This is a genomic window from Bacillus sp. FSL R10-2201 (assembly GCF_038008665.1).
GTDB lineage: Bacteria > Bacillota > Bacilli > Bacillales > Bacillaceae_G > Bacillus_A > Bacillus_A mycoides.
In genome coordinates this window covers 4,770,205-4,786,004 of the sequence record NZ_JBBOZP010000001.1, presented here as the reverse complement: position 1 = coordinate 4,786,004, position 15,800 = coordinate 4,770,205, and the positions used below count along the sequence as shown (strand labels likewise).

Below are 15,800 nucleotides of genomic sequence, written 5' to 3'. Positions count from 1 at the left end.
ATATCTCGATTTCGAGATAATATGAGGTGAAGGATATGTTTAGAAAAGTTGATCATAAAAATATGGGAAGAGCAAATCACGGTTGGTTAAATACACATTTTCATTTTTCCTTTGCAAATTATTATAATCCAAACAACATGAATTTTGGAGCAGTACGTGTTATGAATGATGATTTAATAGCGCCACAAACTGGTTTTGATATGCATCCGCACCGTGATATGGAGATTATCTCTTACGTTATAGATGGTGAATTAACACATGAAGATAGTATGGGGAACCGCGGGACAATTGAGCGTGGGCATGTTCAATATATGAGTGCAGGTACTGGTGTATTTCACAGTGAGCATAACTTAGGAAGTGAAACATTACGGTTATTGCAAATTTGGATTTTACCAGACCGCGACGGTCATAAACCAAACTATGGTGAGTTTAAATTTGATTGGAGTAAACGTGAAAATGAGTGGTTCCATATGGTATCTCCTTCTGATGGAGATGCACCAATTCATATTCACCAAGATGCAAATTTATATTCTTTATCATTAGAAGCTGGTAAAGAAATTCATTTCCCTGTTAAAGAAGGACGTCAATTGTACATTGTACAAATTGAAGGTAGCAGCGTTGTAAACGGTGAAACACTCGTAATGCGTGATGCAGCGGAGGCTGTAGAAGAATATATTCGCATTCAAGCGAAAGAGAAGTCTCACTATTTAGCAATTGAAATGAAAATGCAATAAAGTGAGGCTTTAATCAGTGGTGGCTTTCCAGCATATAAATAGCGGAATGAAAAGTTATAGGAAAGAGGACATCGTTTTTCGATGTCCTCTTTTTGGTGAGTTTAATTATCAGAAAAAACTTTCTCAATTTTTGAGAGCAGGTATTAGAGAGATTATTCAGAATATTTATAAAGGTGTTAAAAACTTTTAGGGAAATGGGGAGTGTTAGATTGAAAAAGCAAGTAATTTCATCAGCATTAGCATTAACTGTTATCGCAAGTGGGTTTGGGGCATTTGGAGCAACTACGACGAAAGCAGAAGAGCAAAAAATCCAGTATCACCAAGAGTTTAAAACACCAGCTTACATAGGTGAAGAATGGAAAGCGCCGGAAGGACTAGATAAAAAAGAGACGGTCTTTCAATATTTAGAGAGTAAAAAAGATATGTTTAAACTAGCAGGAAATATTGACAAACATTTCAATATCGTTGGTGAAGAAAAAGATGCTGAGTCTGGTACAACACATGTGAAGTTAGTTGAGAAGCATAATAACATTCCTGTGTATGGTTCAGATCAAACAGTTACGCTTGATAAAGAGAACAATGTAAAAGCATTTTTCGGACAAGTTATTCCGAGTTTAGATGATAAAAATATTCCTACATCTGCAAGTATTAGTGCGGAACAAGCAGAAACGATTGCAAAAGCTAATATTGAGAAAGAAATTGGTAAAGTAAAGAATTATGATGGTGTGAAAAAAGATTTATATGTGTATGAAAAAGATGGTCAATACTATCTTGCATATCTTGTAAAAGCGTCGGTTTCGAAACCAGCTCCAGGATATTGGCATTACTTTGTTGATGCAACAAATGGAAATGTTATTGAGAAATATAATGCTGTAGATAACATTACTGGATTTGGTTACGGAGTATTAGGTGCTAGACAATCATTTGAAATTGCTCAAGATACGAAAACAGGAGCGTTCAACTTATTTGATGGTACACGAGGACAAGGTGTCCATACATTTGATGCAGAGAATATGAACGAAGACTGGTTTAATTTATTCTCACAAATTCTTGGATATACAGGAGAAGAAATTGGAAGTAAATCTAAGTTCTTCGAAGATAAAGCGGCAGTTGATGCGCATGTGAATGCAGGAAAAGTATATGATTATTATAAAAAGACATTTAACCGTAACTCTTTCGATGATAAAGGTGCAAAACTTATTTCTGCTGTTCACGTAGGTGAATCTTGGAATAACGCAGCGTGGAACGGTGTACAAATGATGTATGGTGATGGAGATGGTAAGACATTTATTCCATTATCAGCTGGCCTAGACGTTATTGGCCACGAATTAACGCATGCTGTAACTGAACATACAGCAAACCTTGTATATAAAAATGAATCAGGAGCGTTAAATGAATCGTTATCTGATATTATGGGCGTCATGGTTGAGAAGAAGAGCTGGGATTTAGGTGCTGATATTTATACACCTGGTAAACCTGGAGATGCACTTCGTTCTCTAAAGGATCCAGCATCTATTCCAAACCCATTAAAACCAGGTGAAGGTTACCCAGATCACTATAATAAACGTTATACTGGAACAGCTGATAATGGCGGCGTTCATATTAACAGTAGTATTAATAATAAGGCGGCGTATTTAGTGTCTGAGGGCGGCACGCATTACAATGTGAAAGTAACTGGAGTGGGCCGTGAAGCGACAGAAAAAATTTACTATCGTGCTCTTACAAAATATTTAACTGCAAACTCTGATTTCAAAATGATGCGTCAAGCTGCACTTCAATCAGCAGAAGATTTATTCGGTAAAAACTCTAAAGAGGTACAAGCTGTAACGAAAGCTTATGACGCTGTAGGAGTAAAATAATAAGAGAAAAAAGACCTGACTGGATTGTCAGGTCTTTTCCTTATTTAGTCACGAATACCTAATGCGATTTTCGCCATACGCGACATACGTTCTTTTGTCCATGGCGGATTCCATACAACGTTTACTTCTATTTCATTTACTTCAGGTACGTTCGTTGATAATACTTTTTTAACGTCTGATACGATTTGGCCAGCCATTGGACAACCGATAGAAGTCATCGTCATTGTAATGACAGCATTATTATTTTCATCCGCTGTAACGTCATAAACTAATCCGAGATTGATAATATCAACACCTAGCTCAGGGTCAATAACAGCTTCTAAGTTTGCATATAACTTTTCTTCAAATGCTTGTTGTGACATGTGTAGCACCCCCTAAATATTAATGATATCGGTTCTCATTATAACGGATATGCGGGATAAGTGCAGGAAATGAGCTCAAAAAAATATTCCTCCCTGAGAGAGGAATATTTTTTTGAAAAGCTATTCAGTTTTAAAATGAGATACAAGCTGATCTAATTCTTCAACTGTTTGTTTCATTTGTTTTGCAGTGAGAGTCATTTCATTCATCACGATGACTTTCTGTTCAGCAGATTGTGCCGTTGCGGCTGTTTCACTAGATACTTCATTTGAAATAGAAGCGATGTTATTAAGTGAAGCGTTCATTTCTTCAGCGCTTGCAGCCATTTCTTCAGCAGTTGCTGATATGTCTTGCATTTGAGTTGATACTTTATTTACTTGTTCAACAATTGTTGTGAAAGAAGTACCAGCCTCACGAACGACAGTAATGCCTTCAAATGCTTCAGAGCGGCCTTGAGACATCATAGAGCTAGCAGTTTCCGTATCATTTTGAATTTGATGAAGCAATTGGTTAATATCTTTTGCCGCTGTTTTTGATTGTTCCGCAAGTTTACGAACTTCATCAGCTACGACAGCAAATCCTTTTCCTTGTTCACCAGCACGAGCCGCTTCAATAGAAGCATTTAAAGCAAGTAGATTCGTTTGCTCAGCGATATTAGAAATAGATTGTACAGCCGTATCAATATATTTCGTATGGGTGATTAGACGTTCGACTACTTCTGATGTAGCATTTACAGCTTCATGTATCATTGTCATTTGTGAAACAGATTTTTGGATAACAGTACTTCCGTCGTTAGCGTGTTCATATGTAGCTACAGCAAGTTCGGCTACAGATGAAGCAGATTCAGCGATACGCTGAACACTTATTGCCATATCATCCATCGCAGTCGAGCTTTCTTCCATACTAGAAGTTTGCGATTGAATACTTGAATTTAAGTTGGACATCGAGCTTTGAACTCTTATTGTTGCCTCGCGTGATGTATTAGTCTTTTCTAGCATATTTTCAGAAGCTGTTTGTACTTCTACAGATGTTTTTTGAACACGATTAATGATATGCTGCAAGTTTTCTAACATTTTATTAAATGATGTAGCAATAGCACCGATTTCATCATTGCTATTTACTTGTAGACGGGCTGTTAAGTCGCCTTCTTGAGAGGCTAATTCTTTTAGTTTAGTATCAATTTGTTGAATTGGTTTTACAAGCTTACCAGAGAACCACCATGCAAGAATAATTGCAGTTACAATACAAATAACAAGTGATAAGAAGACAACATATTCAATTCGTAGTGAAGATTGATCGATTTTTTCAATAGATTGTTCACGTAATTTAGCTTGTTCATTAGTGTAATTTGTGAAATCACCGATTACTTTATAAACAGTGCCATTCTCTGTAGAAGCTACTTGTAAAGCTTCTTCCCATTTTTGTTCTTTTGCAAGAGTGAATACTTTCTCTTCAATGAACTTTCTCCAAGTGGATCCTAATTCCATTGTGCTTTTCACGGACTGAGAAGTGTTAGGGTTAGAAAGAAGTTGCCCTTTTGTATCTTCAAGACGTTTACTCATCTCATTAAACTTGTCTAATTCGACTTGATCATGTTGTAGTAAATAACCTCTTAAAGCAGAAAGTTGTACTTGATAAGCGTCTCCGCGCTCTTTCAATTCTGTTGCAAGAGGAGAAATTTCTTTTTGTAATGTTTCAGCTTTATGAGACTGATCCATGGTAAAGAATAAAATAAAAGCTAAGGCGATGCCGAATAAAGCGCAAATCATTCCCATCATGAACATTAGTTTTTTTCGAATGCTAATAAAATTCATATGATAAAAATCCTCCTTGTAAAATCTTAGTATTAGAATTAATTAATTAATGTAAAAAATTGAAAGAAAGCTTTACTCCATCTGGAATAAAGCTTTCTTCTTTCCTTTAGGAATTATAGCAGACAGAATGGGAGATAGAAAGAGATATTTTAGCGTGAAAAAAGAGAGACTCTAAATCGCTCTTTCTAACAATTTAGAGTTCGTAGAAGTATAAATGAAATTTTCATTTTAACTATTTGTTTTGAAATGAGAAACGAGCACTTCAAGTTCTTGCACAATTGTTTTCATTTCTGATGATTTTTTAGCAACGACACTCATTTTGTTTACTTGGTCACCAGCTGAAGTTGCTGTTTTCGATGTTTCGGCAGCAACTTCATTTGAAATAGAAGCGATATTATTTAAAGCTGCATTCATTTCTTCAGAACTTGCGGCCATTTCTTCAGCAGTTGCAGACATTTCTTGTATTTGTGTAGAGAAATTGTTAATGTGATTAACAATTTCTGAGAATGAAGATCCAGCGGTACGAATGACTGTAATTCCTTCAGAAGCTTCTGACTGACCTTGTGTCATCATGTCATTTGCTATTTTTGTGTCCGCTTGAATTTGATGAAGTAAATGGTTAATGTCATTTGCTGCTAGCTGAGATTGTTCAGCAAGTTTTCGTACTTCATCGGCAACAACAGCGAATCCTTTTCCGTGTTCACCAGCACGGGCCGCTTCAATAGAAGCATTTAAAGCGAGCAAATTCGTCTGCTCGGCAATATTAGAAATAGATTGAAGTGCAGTATCAATATGATTCGTATGTGTAATGAGTCGCTCTACCACTTGTGATGTAGCGTTAACAGCTTCGTTAATTGTATGCATTTGTGTAATAGATTTTTCAATGACTTTATTTCCATCATCTGCTTTTTCAGAAGTTGTAACAGCTAGGCTAGCGGCAGAAGAGGCAGCTTGTGCAATGCGCTGAACACTCGTTGCCATATCATCCATTGCGGTTGAACTTTCTTCAATGCTAGAAACTTGTGAACGAATATTGTGCTCAAGAGCATTCATAGTCTCTTTAGTTTTTGCGGTATTTTCCATAGAAGCAGTTGTTTCGATAAACACATTTTCAGAAGCTTCTTTTACACTTGTTGATGTTTGTTGAACTTGCTTTATTATACGCTGTAAGTTAGCAAGCATTTGATTAAAGGAATTTGCGATATCACCAATTTCATCTTTACTCGTTACGTGCAATCTAGCGGTTAAATCGCCATCTTGAGAAGCTAATTCTTTTAACTTCGCATCAATTTGTCGAATCGGTTTAACGAGTTTACCAGAGAACCACCATGCCAATAGAATAGACGTTAATGTACATGTAATGAGTGAGAAGAAAATAATATATTGAATAAGGGATGAAGAAGACTCTACGTCAGCAATTAATACGTCCCGTTTGTCATTTTCTTCATTTGCATATTTAGTAAAACGACTTAAAAGATCATTTACATAATCTGTTTGAGCAAGAGCAATTTTGGATGCTTCATCCCATTTTCCTTCCCGTGCAAGAGGGAGGACTTCATTATCTACGACGCTGCGCCATTTTGCTCCCATTAAAATGGCCTCTTTCATTCCTTCTGGGAGTTTTTTATCACTTGTTACTTTCTCCCTAGTATCAGCTAGTTTTTTTCCTTCCCGGTTGAATTTATCCAATCCTTTTTGGTCATGTGATAGTAAATATTCTTGTAAACCAGCGACTTGCGCTTGGAACCAATCGCCACGTTCTTTTAAAATCGTTGCTCTTTTCGATACATCATTCTTTAATGTTTCGATTTCACTTGCTTGATTCATCGCGAATGAAAGAATAACAATAAGAGCAATGCTAAATAAGGAAGAAATGCTTAAGAGTGTGAACAGTAGTTTTTTTCGAATGCTAACATATTTCATTGTTACCCCTACCTTTTTAAAAACTATTTATTGTAATTTATAAATATTGAGAACGAAACTAATAAAAACATAATTAAGAAGTTACTAATCTGTTCAATGAAAATTATAGCAGATAATGGAATATGGCATATTAATGTGATTAAATGTTCTTAAAATGTATACATTTGTATATCAAAAAATTCATAAATAAAAATCAGAAATGGTATTGTAATTTGAAATAACATCCTGTATACTTCTAATTAGTTGATAACGATTATCACTATCAACTAAACATTACTCTTCGTTATGTTGGTCATACCCCTTTTTGACGACGTAAGTCAGAGACGAATGTTGAAATATCTTGTGTCCTATTCTACAGAATTATGGTAATCTCCAACCTCAACTTATATGCGTAAGCATGCAAAAAAAGGATCCTATCCGTGAAGGGATCCTTTTTTGCATGTTGTCGCAATTAATGTGTATAGACCTGGTATACGTTCTTCAATTCCTTCGGGTGAAGTAGAAGGGAAAACCCACCTTTGATGAGACCCGTGTTCTTCAATCAATTTTTCAACCTTGAAATTTGTTTCTGCCATTGATGTAATTATTTCTCCTAGTGTCCAGCGCCTAATTTTTGTTCTCGGTAAAGCGTATTTCTGTGATCCCGTAAGGAGAGTACTATAAGCTACGTCATCTTCAATAAGTTCCTCGTCGAAATAATTTCCATTTGCTCGAAATGATGGATGATCTACTCCTAATAATTTTGTATAAACGGGATGATAGTCACGTAGTATAAAGGTCCCATCTTGTTTTAGTAAGTGAGAGATTATATGAAAGAGTGGCTTTAAGTCTAAAAAGTAATGGAGCACGCCAAGTTCCAGTAACACGATATCAAATGATTGGGATAGATTTAAATCTAGTACATCGGAAATGATATATTGAATAGAGACACCAGCAGCTTCGGCTAGTTCGGTTGCGTATTTTTCATTACTTGCTGAAATGTCTACAACTGTTACATCGGCTCCTAAAAGAGCAAGAGCAACTGCTTTATTTCCTTTTGATCCGAGTAAATTAATAATACGCTTTCCTTTTGGAGATTGTATGTAAGGTAAATAATGATTTACCTCGCGCACGGGATCTTCCATGAGCTTTTTCGCATAATCCTCTGGCGCCCCGTGGCGATTTGTCCAAGCTTCATAAGCAGCTGCGTTCCAGCTTTTTTCATTAATAGTACTTAGTTGTTTTTGATTCAATTTTATCACTCCTTTTGTGAACGTATAGTTATTCGGTGAATGAGTAGGATTTCCTGTTTTTTTGAATAAAAGTTTGATTTTTCTGTTGTCAAGTCGTAAAATACGTTTTATACATAAAAGCGTTGAAAAGGAAAAGTAGAATGGAACCATTCTTTCCAGAGAGCTTCGGTAGCTGAGAAGAAGCAAGAATATTCATTTGAACAATGGCCTTTGAGCTTCGTCCTGAACTTATCAAATGATAATAGTAGGCGGCGACGAGAGTTGGTACTCGTTATCAAAACCACAGTATAAGAGCATATAGCTCCGTACTTGTTAAGGTTAGTTATGCGAATGACTGACGAAATAAGGTGGTACCGCGACTGTTTATACAGCCCCGCCCTTATCTTTTTTAAGATAAGGGCGGGGCTTTTTATATTTTAAAGGAGGAATATAAGATGAGTATTTTTATTGGAGGCGCTTGGCCGTATGCAAATGGTTCGTTACACCTTGGACACATTGCTAGTTTGTTACCAGGAGATATTTTAGCACGTTATTACAGGGCAAAAGGTGAGCATGTGTTGTATGTTTCAGGAAGTGATTGTAATGGAACACCGATTACAATTAGAGCAAAGCAAGACGGTGTGACGGTGAAAGAAATTGCTGATAAGTATCACGAAGAGTTTGAGCGATGTTTTCGTAGCCTTGGTTTTACTTATGATTGCTATACACGTACAGATAGCGAGCATCATCATGAAACTGTTCAAAAAGTCTTTTTGCGACTATTAGAAGAAGGTTATATTTATAAAAAAGTAGTTGAACAAGCTTATTGCGAAACGTGTACGCAATTTTTACCGGATCGATATGTAGAAGGTATTTGTCCGCATTGTCATGAAGCAGCAAGGGGCGATCAATGCGATGCTTGTTCCGCTATTTTAGATCCACTCGATTTGTTAGAAAAGAAATGTAAGTTATGTGGTAGTACGCCATCAGTACAGGAAACAGAGCATTTCTATTTTGCATTGCATAAATTTCAGCAGCAAATTAAAGAGGCCGTAGAAATTGCAAAGCAGAAAGGAACATGGCGCGACAATGCAATTCAATTAACAGAGAGATATTTAAAGGAAGGATTACAAGATAGGGCAGTGTCACGTGATTTACCAATTGGGGTACCAATTCCAGTGGCAGGATATGAAGATAAGAAAATTTACGTATGGATTGAAGCAGTGACAGGATATTATTCGGCGAGTAAACATTGGGCTGAAGAAACAGGGAAAGATGATCAAGAGTTTTGGGATAGAGATGCGAAAACGTATTATGTACATGGTAAGGATAATATTCCGTTTCATTCAATCATTTGGCCAGCGGTATTACTTGGAATAGGAGAAGAAGCGATCCCGCGTCATATCGTTTCGAATGAGTATTTAACAGTAGAAAAAAGAAAATTATCGACAAGTAAAAACTGGGCAGTATGGGTACCTGATATATTGGAACGCTATAATCCAGATTCTATTCGTTACTTTTTAACAGTTAACGCACCAGAAAATCGTGATACTGATTTTTCATGGCGTGAATTCATTTACAGTCATAATAGTGAATTGTTAGGTGCATACGGGAACTTTGTGAACCGGACATTAAAGTTTATTGAAAAATATTATGGTGGTACTGTACCGAAGGGAAGTATTGATGTAGAGCTGAAAGATAAATTAGAAGGATTATATAAAAGTGTAGGAGAGGCGATTGAACAAACTAAATTTAAGGTGGCACTAGAAACAATATTTGATGCAGTACGCTTTGCAAATAAATACTTTGATGAAAAGCAGCCTTGGAAACAAAGAGAAGACGACCCAGTTTCATGTGAGGAAACAATTTATAATTGTGTTTACCTAATAGCAAACTTTGCACAACTGCTTGAACCATTTTTACCGTTTTCAAGTGAAAGAGTTAGAAATACATTATCGAGTGTTAAAGTAAATTGGGAACCTCAAAATACGTTGCCAAACCGAATTGATAATGTGCAGCCATTATTTGAGCGAATCGATGTAAAACAAATTGAACATGAGGTAGAGAAGTTATATGGAGCGGTAAAGTGAAATATAAGGAAAAGACCTTTCAAATAAATGAAAGGTCTTTTGTTATGCTGTATAACCCTCTTTCTTATCTTTCAAAAAGAAAAGCACAGCAAGGATTACGAGAATAATAGCCGCAATATCATATGTTATTTTGAAGGTAGTAATAAAGTTTAACATATCGTAACTTTATTCACATTTATATACAAGTTGATGTTGTCACGCACTATGCACACGATTATGTTTTTTTTCTTTCCTAGCAGTAAGTAGTTGTGGTGTAAAAATACCGAGTAATATAACCACAATACCAATCCACTGCATTGGCGATACAACTTCATGAACAAGTGTAATAGAAGCGATAATTGCTGTTGGTAATTCAGCTGCACCTAATATTGTACCAAGTCCCGTTCCGACTTTTGGTACCCCAATTGAAAAACAAATGACAGGTATAATAACCCCGAACAGTCCAAGGAAGAAAGCATATTTCCATAGGCCTGCTTGTAAAGCGCCGTCCGTTAAAAAGGTAGGCGGGAAAAATAAGCATACAATAAGAGTAGCACTCGTTGTCATAAGAAAGCTTTTCGTATAAGGCGGAACATCTGTAGCAACGCGCCCGCTTACAAATACATAGAATGAGAAAGAGACGGCAGCTAATAGTCCGAAAATAATACCTTTCGTAGAAAAGTTTTGTCCAAGACCTTCAAATACTCCACCAGCAAACAATGTACCAGTAAATAAAATAATAATAGATATAACTTTCTCACGGCTTGGGAATGTCCGGTTGGCAATCGCTTCGATGACTACACCAATCCAAGTGAACTGAAAGAGTAAAACGACAGCGATAGAGGCTGGCAATTCTTCTACGGAAATAGCATAGAAAATACCTGTCATACTCATTGTTGTGCCGACTGTTAGTAACAAAAAGAATTGTTTTTTTGATACTTTATGACGTGAAAAGAACAGAACGAGTAAAAGTAGTCCAATCCATCCGAAGACATATTGCCCTCCTAGTAGTTGGTGTGCGGAAAATCCGTCGATGAATCCGAGTTTAAAAATAGTTGAAAGTACGCCGTAGCTACAAGCGCCGAATAAAACTAGTAACGAATACTTAAACTTCTCCATAAAAATCCTCCTTTTAAATAATAAAAAACGCCCGCTATCCAAATAAGGATAACGGGCGAACGAAACAGAGTAAGATACTCTACAAAATTCCGCCATTCATACGAAGTATGAATTTGGGGTATGAAATTAGAGTAGGTTTTACATTGCTTTTGGGAATACAATGGAGCATTTTACACCTTGAGGTGTGTTTTGTATTCCATAAGGAAACTGATGTTTATCTAATATTTGTTTTACAATATATAACCCAAGACCACTACCTTGTACTAAGCCATGTTTGTCAGGATTTGCGCGATAGAATGGTTCAAATAAATGGGCAAGTTTATCTTCATCAATTTGAGAACCTGTATTTAATACTTCTAATGCGTAACCGTTTGGCTTTTCATAAAGTTTTATATATACATGCTGATGGTCAATTGTATAATGAATTGCATTTGAAATAATGTTAAAAATAGCAGTTTGCATAAATTTAGGATCAGCTAAAATTTGTACATCTTGTTTAATGTTAGATTGAACATTTAATTGTTTTACAGATACAAAATAATCTACTTTCTTTATAACGTCCTCAATAATATTAGTTAATGAGATAACTTTTAAATTTGGTTTAAATTGAGGGTTTTGTATTTTGGATAATTCTGACACTTTTTCCGTTAATATGTTAATATCTTGCATCATCTCATATGAACGTTTTAAATATTTATCTCTATCTTTATAAGCGCCAATTCCGTGAATCATGCCATCGAGTTGTCCCATAACGGCTGCGATTGGTGTTTTTAATTCATGGGATATCATAGACATAAATTCTTTACGAGATTGTTCTAACTGTTGTTCCTTCTTGAGTTCATTTCTTAAATCTTGATTGCTTTCATGTAAATTTTTCACAATAGTAGGTACTTGTGAGGCAGCTACTTGCAAATTAAAATCTGTTTGATCTATATTTTTGTTAAGTAGCTTTTTATCTGAGAAATCAAGATTCATAATATCTTTTAAAGCATCGCTCATATATCGGAAAGGTTTGGCGATTATTTTTGCGTAGATTAAAGATCCAAGCAGAGATAATGCAAGCATTGTCGCCCCAATATGTGGAGCTAACTGCTGCAACACATCTGTTAACTTTGGATTATCATGTGTATCATTTGCTTTACTTGCTGCATTTTGTGTATGTAAGGCATCATTGTTAGTAACTTGCTTTTCAGCTTCTGTAAGTGAAGACGTTGTGTTACTTTTCCCCGGAATATTTTGTGCATGTTCTTTTGCTTTTGCAGTTTGGCTAGGCTGCAAAAGATGATTGATGGCTGTAGAGAGTGTTTTCATGTCTATTTGAGAAGATTGAAAATTAGAGATGCTACTCTCTGACACAGCTTTATTTTGCTTTGTTTTACTTTGGTCGTTTTGTTTGTCTGATTCCGCTTGTTCCGCAGTTTGCGTTCCAGAAGCTTTCAAACGATCTTTATCGTAATTTGAGGCTAGAAAATAAATAATTTGATAAAGACAAAGTGATAATAGAATACAAAATAATAAGGTTTTGATGAATATATTTTTGGTGATGTTGTCTTTGCTAAGATTCGATTTTGTAGCCAATGCCTTTCACCGTTTTAATATAAGGAATTTCTAATTTTTTTCGTAAGTTTTTAATATGTGTATCTATAACCCTCACATCACCATAATGTTCATAGCCCCATACCTTATTTAACAAATCACTTCTTGATAGTACTTTTCCCCGATTTTGCAGTAAAGTATATATAATTTCAAATTCTTTTGTAGTCAATTCAATTTGATTACCATGAACATAAGCGGCATATGCTGTAGAATTTAACATCAATTCATGGAATTGTAGTATAGTTGCAGCTTCTGCTTCCTTTGTTGCTGCCCTTCTTAATACAGCTTCTACACGTTTTATAAATACGGTGTAATGGAACGGTTTTGTAATATAGTCATCAATACCTAACTCAAATCCTTTAATTTCACTTTCTTCATTATGTAAGCCTGTTAACATAATGATTGGTACATCAGATTGTCCTCGCATAATTTTACAAATACTATAGCCATCTATATCTGGTAACATTACATCGAGGAGGACAAGATCGTATGAATTTTTTTGGAAAAGAAGAATGCCTTCTGTTCCAGCACCAACTACATCAACAGTAAAGTTTTGTGCCATTAGAAATTCACGAATAAGTTCTTGTATATCTGGGTTGTCTTCAATCACCAGTATATGCGTCATAGTAACACCTCCTAAATAACGCTTTTTACTGCAATATTCGAATTCGTCATTTTTCGGATGACTCAGATTGTTTATACATATAATAAGCCCCCGCTATAAAATAGTAATGAAAGTAGCAAGGGGGATTGTTTAGTGTCACTGAATAGTTCAGAATTACAGTAGTTCTATTATAGTATGTATTGTAAAATTTATAAAACATTATAACTGTATAATTTTAATATCCATGTTTATCAATGTTACGATGATGTTGAATGCAATCTATTTTTATTATATATGTAAATACAGTTACTTTGCTACTGTAAATGAATAAATAAAATAAGCCAAGACATAAAATTCTTGGCTACACATAAATCTTGTTCTTAGGCTAATTTACAGTGACAGTAGCTTGCTGCTGAACGCGCTCAAATAACCAGTGAATATCATTGTTAAACATACGAATACAACCAAGTGTTGTTGCTTTCCCGATTGCTTGATTATTGTTAGTTCCATGAATCGCATACGTTGTTCCGTAAGTTCCTGCCATATTTAATCCGAGCCAGCGGTCCCCAAGTGGATTACGTGGATCGCCGCCTTTAATTTTTCCTGTATAGTAAGGACGGTTTTTAATTTTATTTACGATTTGAAAAGTACCCTTAGGTGTTGGTGTTGCTGCTTTTCCAGTAGCGACAGTGAAACTTTTTATGAATTTTCCATCTTGATAATAATCCATTTTATTTATTTTTGTGTTTACGATAAGCTGATCTTTCGTCGTAGCTGCTTCTGCAGTAGTGAATGGAAGAGTTAAAAATCCTAATGATAATAGCGCACTTAATAATAGTTTTTTCATTATATTCTCCTTTTACTTATTGTAGTAGTCTTACATACAATGAATTTGTAATCCTCGTAATGCTTGATTGACATTTTCATCTAATGTTTCAAAGAAGGTAGTAATCTTTGTATTACATTTGTTGTTTTTATCGATAAGTAATCTTTCATTTAATAAAAGCTCACCATGTAGTCCAAAACTTTGAACTCGAATATTTAGTTCATCTTCAGTTTCAGAAATAATCGGTAAGAAATAGTGAAAAGCTTTCGTTGGAATGATGTAGCTTTTGCCAATCATGCTTTCTTGATTTGAATTAACCCATTTTCTCGTGACGATCTTAATGTTCTTTTTTGAAACGATAAAAGACAGCGTTGTAGATTTTGTTAAACTTACGTCAAATTCATTTGTTTCACATATTTGTAAATTAAAAACGGTTTCATTTTGATGAGATTCAACATTCGTATTAATAAAATCGTGCATTTTATAAGCTTCCATTTCTTATTCACCCTTTTTTCAATTTCGAAAAGCGACTTATATTTATTCAGTTTAATGTTTAGTCATATATTAGCTAAATTTTTCAACAAATTCCGATATAATCTTACAATACGTATATGAAGCTAATATGAAGTTCATATGAGTTTGTGGTGGTTTTTTATAGAGAACAAAATAAGGTGGTTTTCGAGAGTTAAAAACTGGATGAAAAATGTATATTAATGGATTTCCTTCGCGTGATATATAGTTGTTAGCTTGTTTTTAAATGCTAATAGATATAAGTAAATAGAGAACAAAAAACTTTAGAATGAGCCTTACAAAAATGTAATAAAAATGTAAGCTATTGTGATAGTTATTTCGACAATTTTTTTATACAATAATAGTAACAAGTTGTACGTGAATGAAAGGGGAGATGACATGGAATGGGTTCATGAATTATTTCAGCAATATGGGTATTATGTAGTACTTGTAGGCCTGCTGTTAGAATATATTGCACTTCCGTTTCCGGGAGAGCCAACATTAGCATATGCGGGGTTTTTAGCACAGAAGGGTGATCTAAGTTTACCTATTTTAATTATCCTATCCTTTATTGGGACAAGTGTAGGAATGACGATTCAATACTTTTTAGGTAATAAGCTTGGTATGCCTTTTGTTCAAAAATACGGGAAGTACGTATTTTTAACACAAAGAAAAATTGATTTAACGAGAATGTGGTTCGATAAATATGGATATTTCCTTATCTTTATTGGCTTCTTCATTCCTGGTGTACGTCATTTTACAGGATACTTTGCAGGTATCATTAACTTACCGTTTCGCCGCTTTGCAATTACAATTTATTCAGGTGCTTTATTCTGGGTATCGTTCTTCTTAATTGGCGGCTACTGGTTAGGTGGTAACTTACATGATATTTTCGGATTACTGGGAGATCATATCGGCAAAATCATTTTCGGAGCGATTGTCATTGTAGCAATTACGTTAAGCGTTCGTTTCCGCAAGCAACTAAAACGAGTATTTTTACAAAACGCAAGTTAATATGGAATCCATTCTATGTCAGATTTTAGGGAGGCAGTGCAAAAGCACTGCCTTTTTTATTGTATTTTCCAGTTTGCTTTTATTTTTCCATCGATACCGTAACCGGTGGCTGGTATATAATACGTTCCCGTTCTATTAGGTGAAAGTTCATACGTATCGTC

The 15,800-nt window shown here is 35.2% G+C and carries 13 protein-coding genes and 1 other annotated feature; of the genes, 4 read left to right on the top strand and 9 right to left on the bottom strand.

What is annotated here, in order from left to right; translation table 11 throughout:
* Positions 1–35 precede the first annotated feature (35 nt).
* Positions 36–734 carry a pirin family protein gene (locus NSQ69_RS24970; RefSeq protein ID WP_033730855.1) on the top strand — a complete coding sequence of 233 codons (699 nt, stop codon included), beginning with the start codon at positions 36–38 and terminating at the stop codon, positions 732–734.
* Between the two features lie 209 nt (positions 735–943).
* Positions 944–2,593 (top strand): M4 family metallopeptidase, encoded by a 1,650-nt coding sequence (locus tag NSQ69_RS24965; RefSeq protein ID WP_002129824.1) that lies wholly within the window; start codon positions 944–946, stop codon positions 2,591–2,593.
* A 44-nt stretch (positions 2,594–2,637) separates the two neighbouring features.
* Here the strand turns inward: NSQ69_RS24965 and NSQ69_RS24960 are convergent, their stop codons facing one another.
* From NSQ69_RS24960 to NSQ69_RS24945, 4 genes are all read right to left on the bottom strand, one after another.
* Positions 2,638–2,955 (bottom strand): metal-sulfur cluster assembly factor, encoded by a 318-nt coding sequence (locus tag NSQ69_RS24960; RefSeq protein WP_000082522.1) that lies wholly within the window; start codon positions 2,953–2,955, stop codon positions 2,638–2,640.
* A 120-nt stretch (positions 2,956–3,075) separates the two neighbouring features.
* Positions 3,076–4,767 (bottom strand): methyl-accepting chemotaxis protein, encoded by a 1,692-nt coding sequence (locus NSQ69_RS24955; RefSeq protein ID WP_341099774.1) that lies wholly within the window; start codon positions 4,765–4,767, stop codon positions 3,076–3,078.
* Between the two features lie 228 nt (positions 4,768–4,995).
* Complete coding sequence (locus NSQ69_RS24950; protein ID WP_002129822.1) at positions 4,996–6,690, bottom strand: methyl-accepting chemotaxis protein; 1,695 nt, start codon at positions 6,688–6,690, stop codon at positions 4,996–4,998.
* A gap of 413 nt (positions 6,691–7,103) precedes the next feature.
* The gene (locus tag NSQ69_RS24945) at positions 7,104–7,922 is read right to left on the bottom strand and encodes a class I SAM-dependent methyltransferase (RefSeq protein WP_078206615.1); all 819 of its coding nucleotides are present in this window, start codon (positions 7,920–7,922) and stop codon (positions 7,104–7,106) included.
* Positions 7,923–8,035: 113 nt separating this feature from the next.
* Positions 8,036–8,306, top strand: a binding site (T-box leader).
* A 50-nt stretch (positions 8,307–8,356) separates the two neighbouring features.
* Here NSQ69_RS24945 and metG point away from each other — a divergent pair.
* A complete protein-coding gene (gene metG / locus NSQ69_RS24940; protein ID WP_197235964.1) occupies positions 8,357–9,991 on the top strand; it encodes a methionine--tRNA ligase in 1,635 nt (544 codons plus the stop codon).
* Between the two features lie 195 nt (positions 9,992–10,186).
* Here the strand turns inward: metG and NSQ69_RS24935 are convergent, their stop codons facing one another.
* The 5 genes from NSQ69_RS24935 to NSQ69_RS24915 all read right to left on the bottom strand — a co-directional run bounded on the left by NSQ69_RS24935 (position 10,187) and on the right by NSQ69_RS24915 (position 14,610).
* Entirely contained in the window at positions 10,187–11,089 is a 903-nt protein-coding gene (locus NSQ69_RS24935) for an EamA family transporter (protein WP_002129819.1), read from the bottom strand.
* 138 nt (positions 11,090–11,227) lie between these two features.
* The gene (locus NSQ69_RS24930; protein ID WP_002129818.1) at positions 11,228–12,667 is read right to left on the bottom strand and encodes a sensor histidine kinase; all 1,440 of its coding nucleotides are present in this window, start codon (positions 12,665–12,667) and stop codon (positions 11,228–11,230) included.
* The gene (locus NSQ69_RS24925; RefSeq protein WP_000148832.1) at positions 12,645–13,310 is read right to left on the bottom strand and encodes a response regulator transcription factor; all 666 of its coding nucleotides are present in this window, start codon (positions 13,308–13,310) and stop codon (positions 12,645–12,647) included. Before NSQ69_RS24925 ends, NSQ69_RS24930 begins: the two co-directional genes overlap by 23 nt.
* 364 nt (positions 13,311–13,674) lie before the next feature.
* Positions 13,675–14,136 carry a L,D-transpeptidase gene (locus NSQ69_RS24920; protein WP_002015973.1) on the bottom strand — a complete coding sequence of 154 codons (462 nt, stop codon included), beginning with the start codon at positions 14,134–14,136 and terminating at the stop codon, positions 13,675–13,677.
* Positions 14,137–14,166: 30 nt separating this feature from the next.
* On the bottom strand, positions 14,167–14,610 hold the full coding sequence (locus NSQ69_RS24915) for a DUF3978 family protein (protein ID WP_002034632.1): 444 nt from the start codon (positions 14,608–14,610) through the stop codon (positions 14,167–14,169).
* Between the two features lie 414 nt (positions 14,611–15,024).
* Between NSQ69_RS24915 and NSQ69_RS24910 the strand changes: the two genes are divergently transcribed.
* Entirely contained in the window at positions 15,025–15,639 is a 615-nt protein-coding gene (locus NSQ69_RS24910; RefSeq protein WP_002129815.1) for a DedA family protein, read from the top strand.
* The last annotated feature ends 161 nt before the right edge of the window (positions 15,640–15,800 follow it).

What these genes read in the sequence shown, in the direction of transcription:
- NSQ69_RS24970 (WP_033730855.1), top strand. Translation starts at nt 36, where the DNA reads ATGTTTAGAAAAGTTGATCATAAAAATATGGGAAGAGCAAATCACGGT.
- NSQ69_RS24960 (WP_000082522.1), bottom strand. Translation starts at nt 2,955, where the DNA reads ATGTCACAACAAGCATTTGAAGAAAAGTTATATGCAAACTTAGAAGCT.
- NSQ69_RS24955 (WP_341099774.1), bottom strand. Translation starts at nt 4,767, where the DNA reads ATGAATTTTATTAGCATTCGAAAAAAACTAATGTTCATGATGGGAATG.
- NSQ69_RS24950 (WP_002129822.1), bottom strand. Translation starts at nt 6,690, where the DNA reads ATGAAATATGTTAGCATTCGAAAAAAACTACTGTTCACACTCTTAAGC.
- metG (WP_197235964.1), top strand. Translation starts at nt 8,357, where the DNA reads ATGAGTATTTTTATTGGAGGCGCTTGGCCGTATGCAAATGGTTCGTTA.
- NSQ69_RS24935 (WP_002129819.1), bottom strand. Translation starts at nt 11,089, where the DNA reads ATGGAGAAGTTTAAGTATTCGTTACTAGTTTTATTCGGCGCTTGTAGC.
- NSQ69_RS24925 (WP_000148832.1), bottom strand. Translation starts at nt 13,310, where the DNA reads ATGACGCATATACTGGTGATTGAAGACAACCCAGATATACAAGAACTT.
- NSQ69_RS24920 (WP_002015973.1), bottom strand. Translation starts at nt 14,136, where the DNA reads ATGAAAAAACTATTATTAAGTGCGCTATTATCATTAGGATTTTTAACT.
- NSQ69_RS24915 (WP_002034632.1), bottom strand. Translation starts at nt 14,610, where the DNA reads ATGGAAGCTTATAAAATGCACGATTTTATTAATACGAATGTTGAATCT.
- NSQ69_RS24910 (WP_002129815.1), top strand. Translation starts at nt 15,025, where the DNA reads ATGGAATGGGTTCATGAATTATTTCAGCAATATGGGTATTATGTAGTA.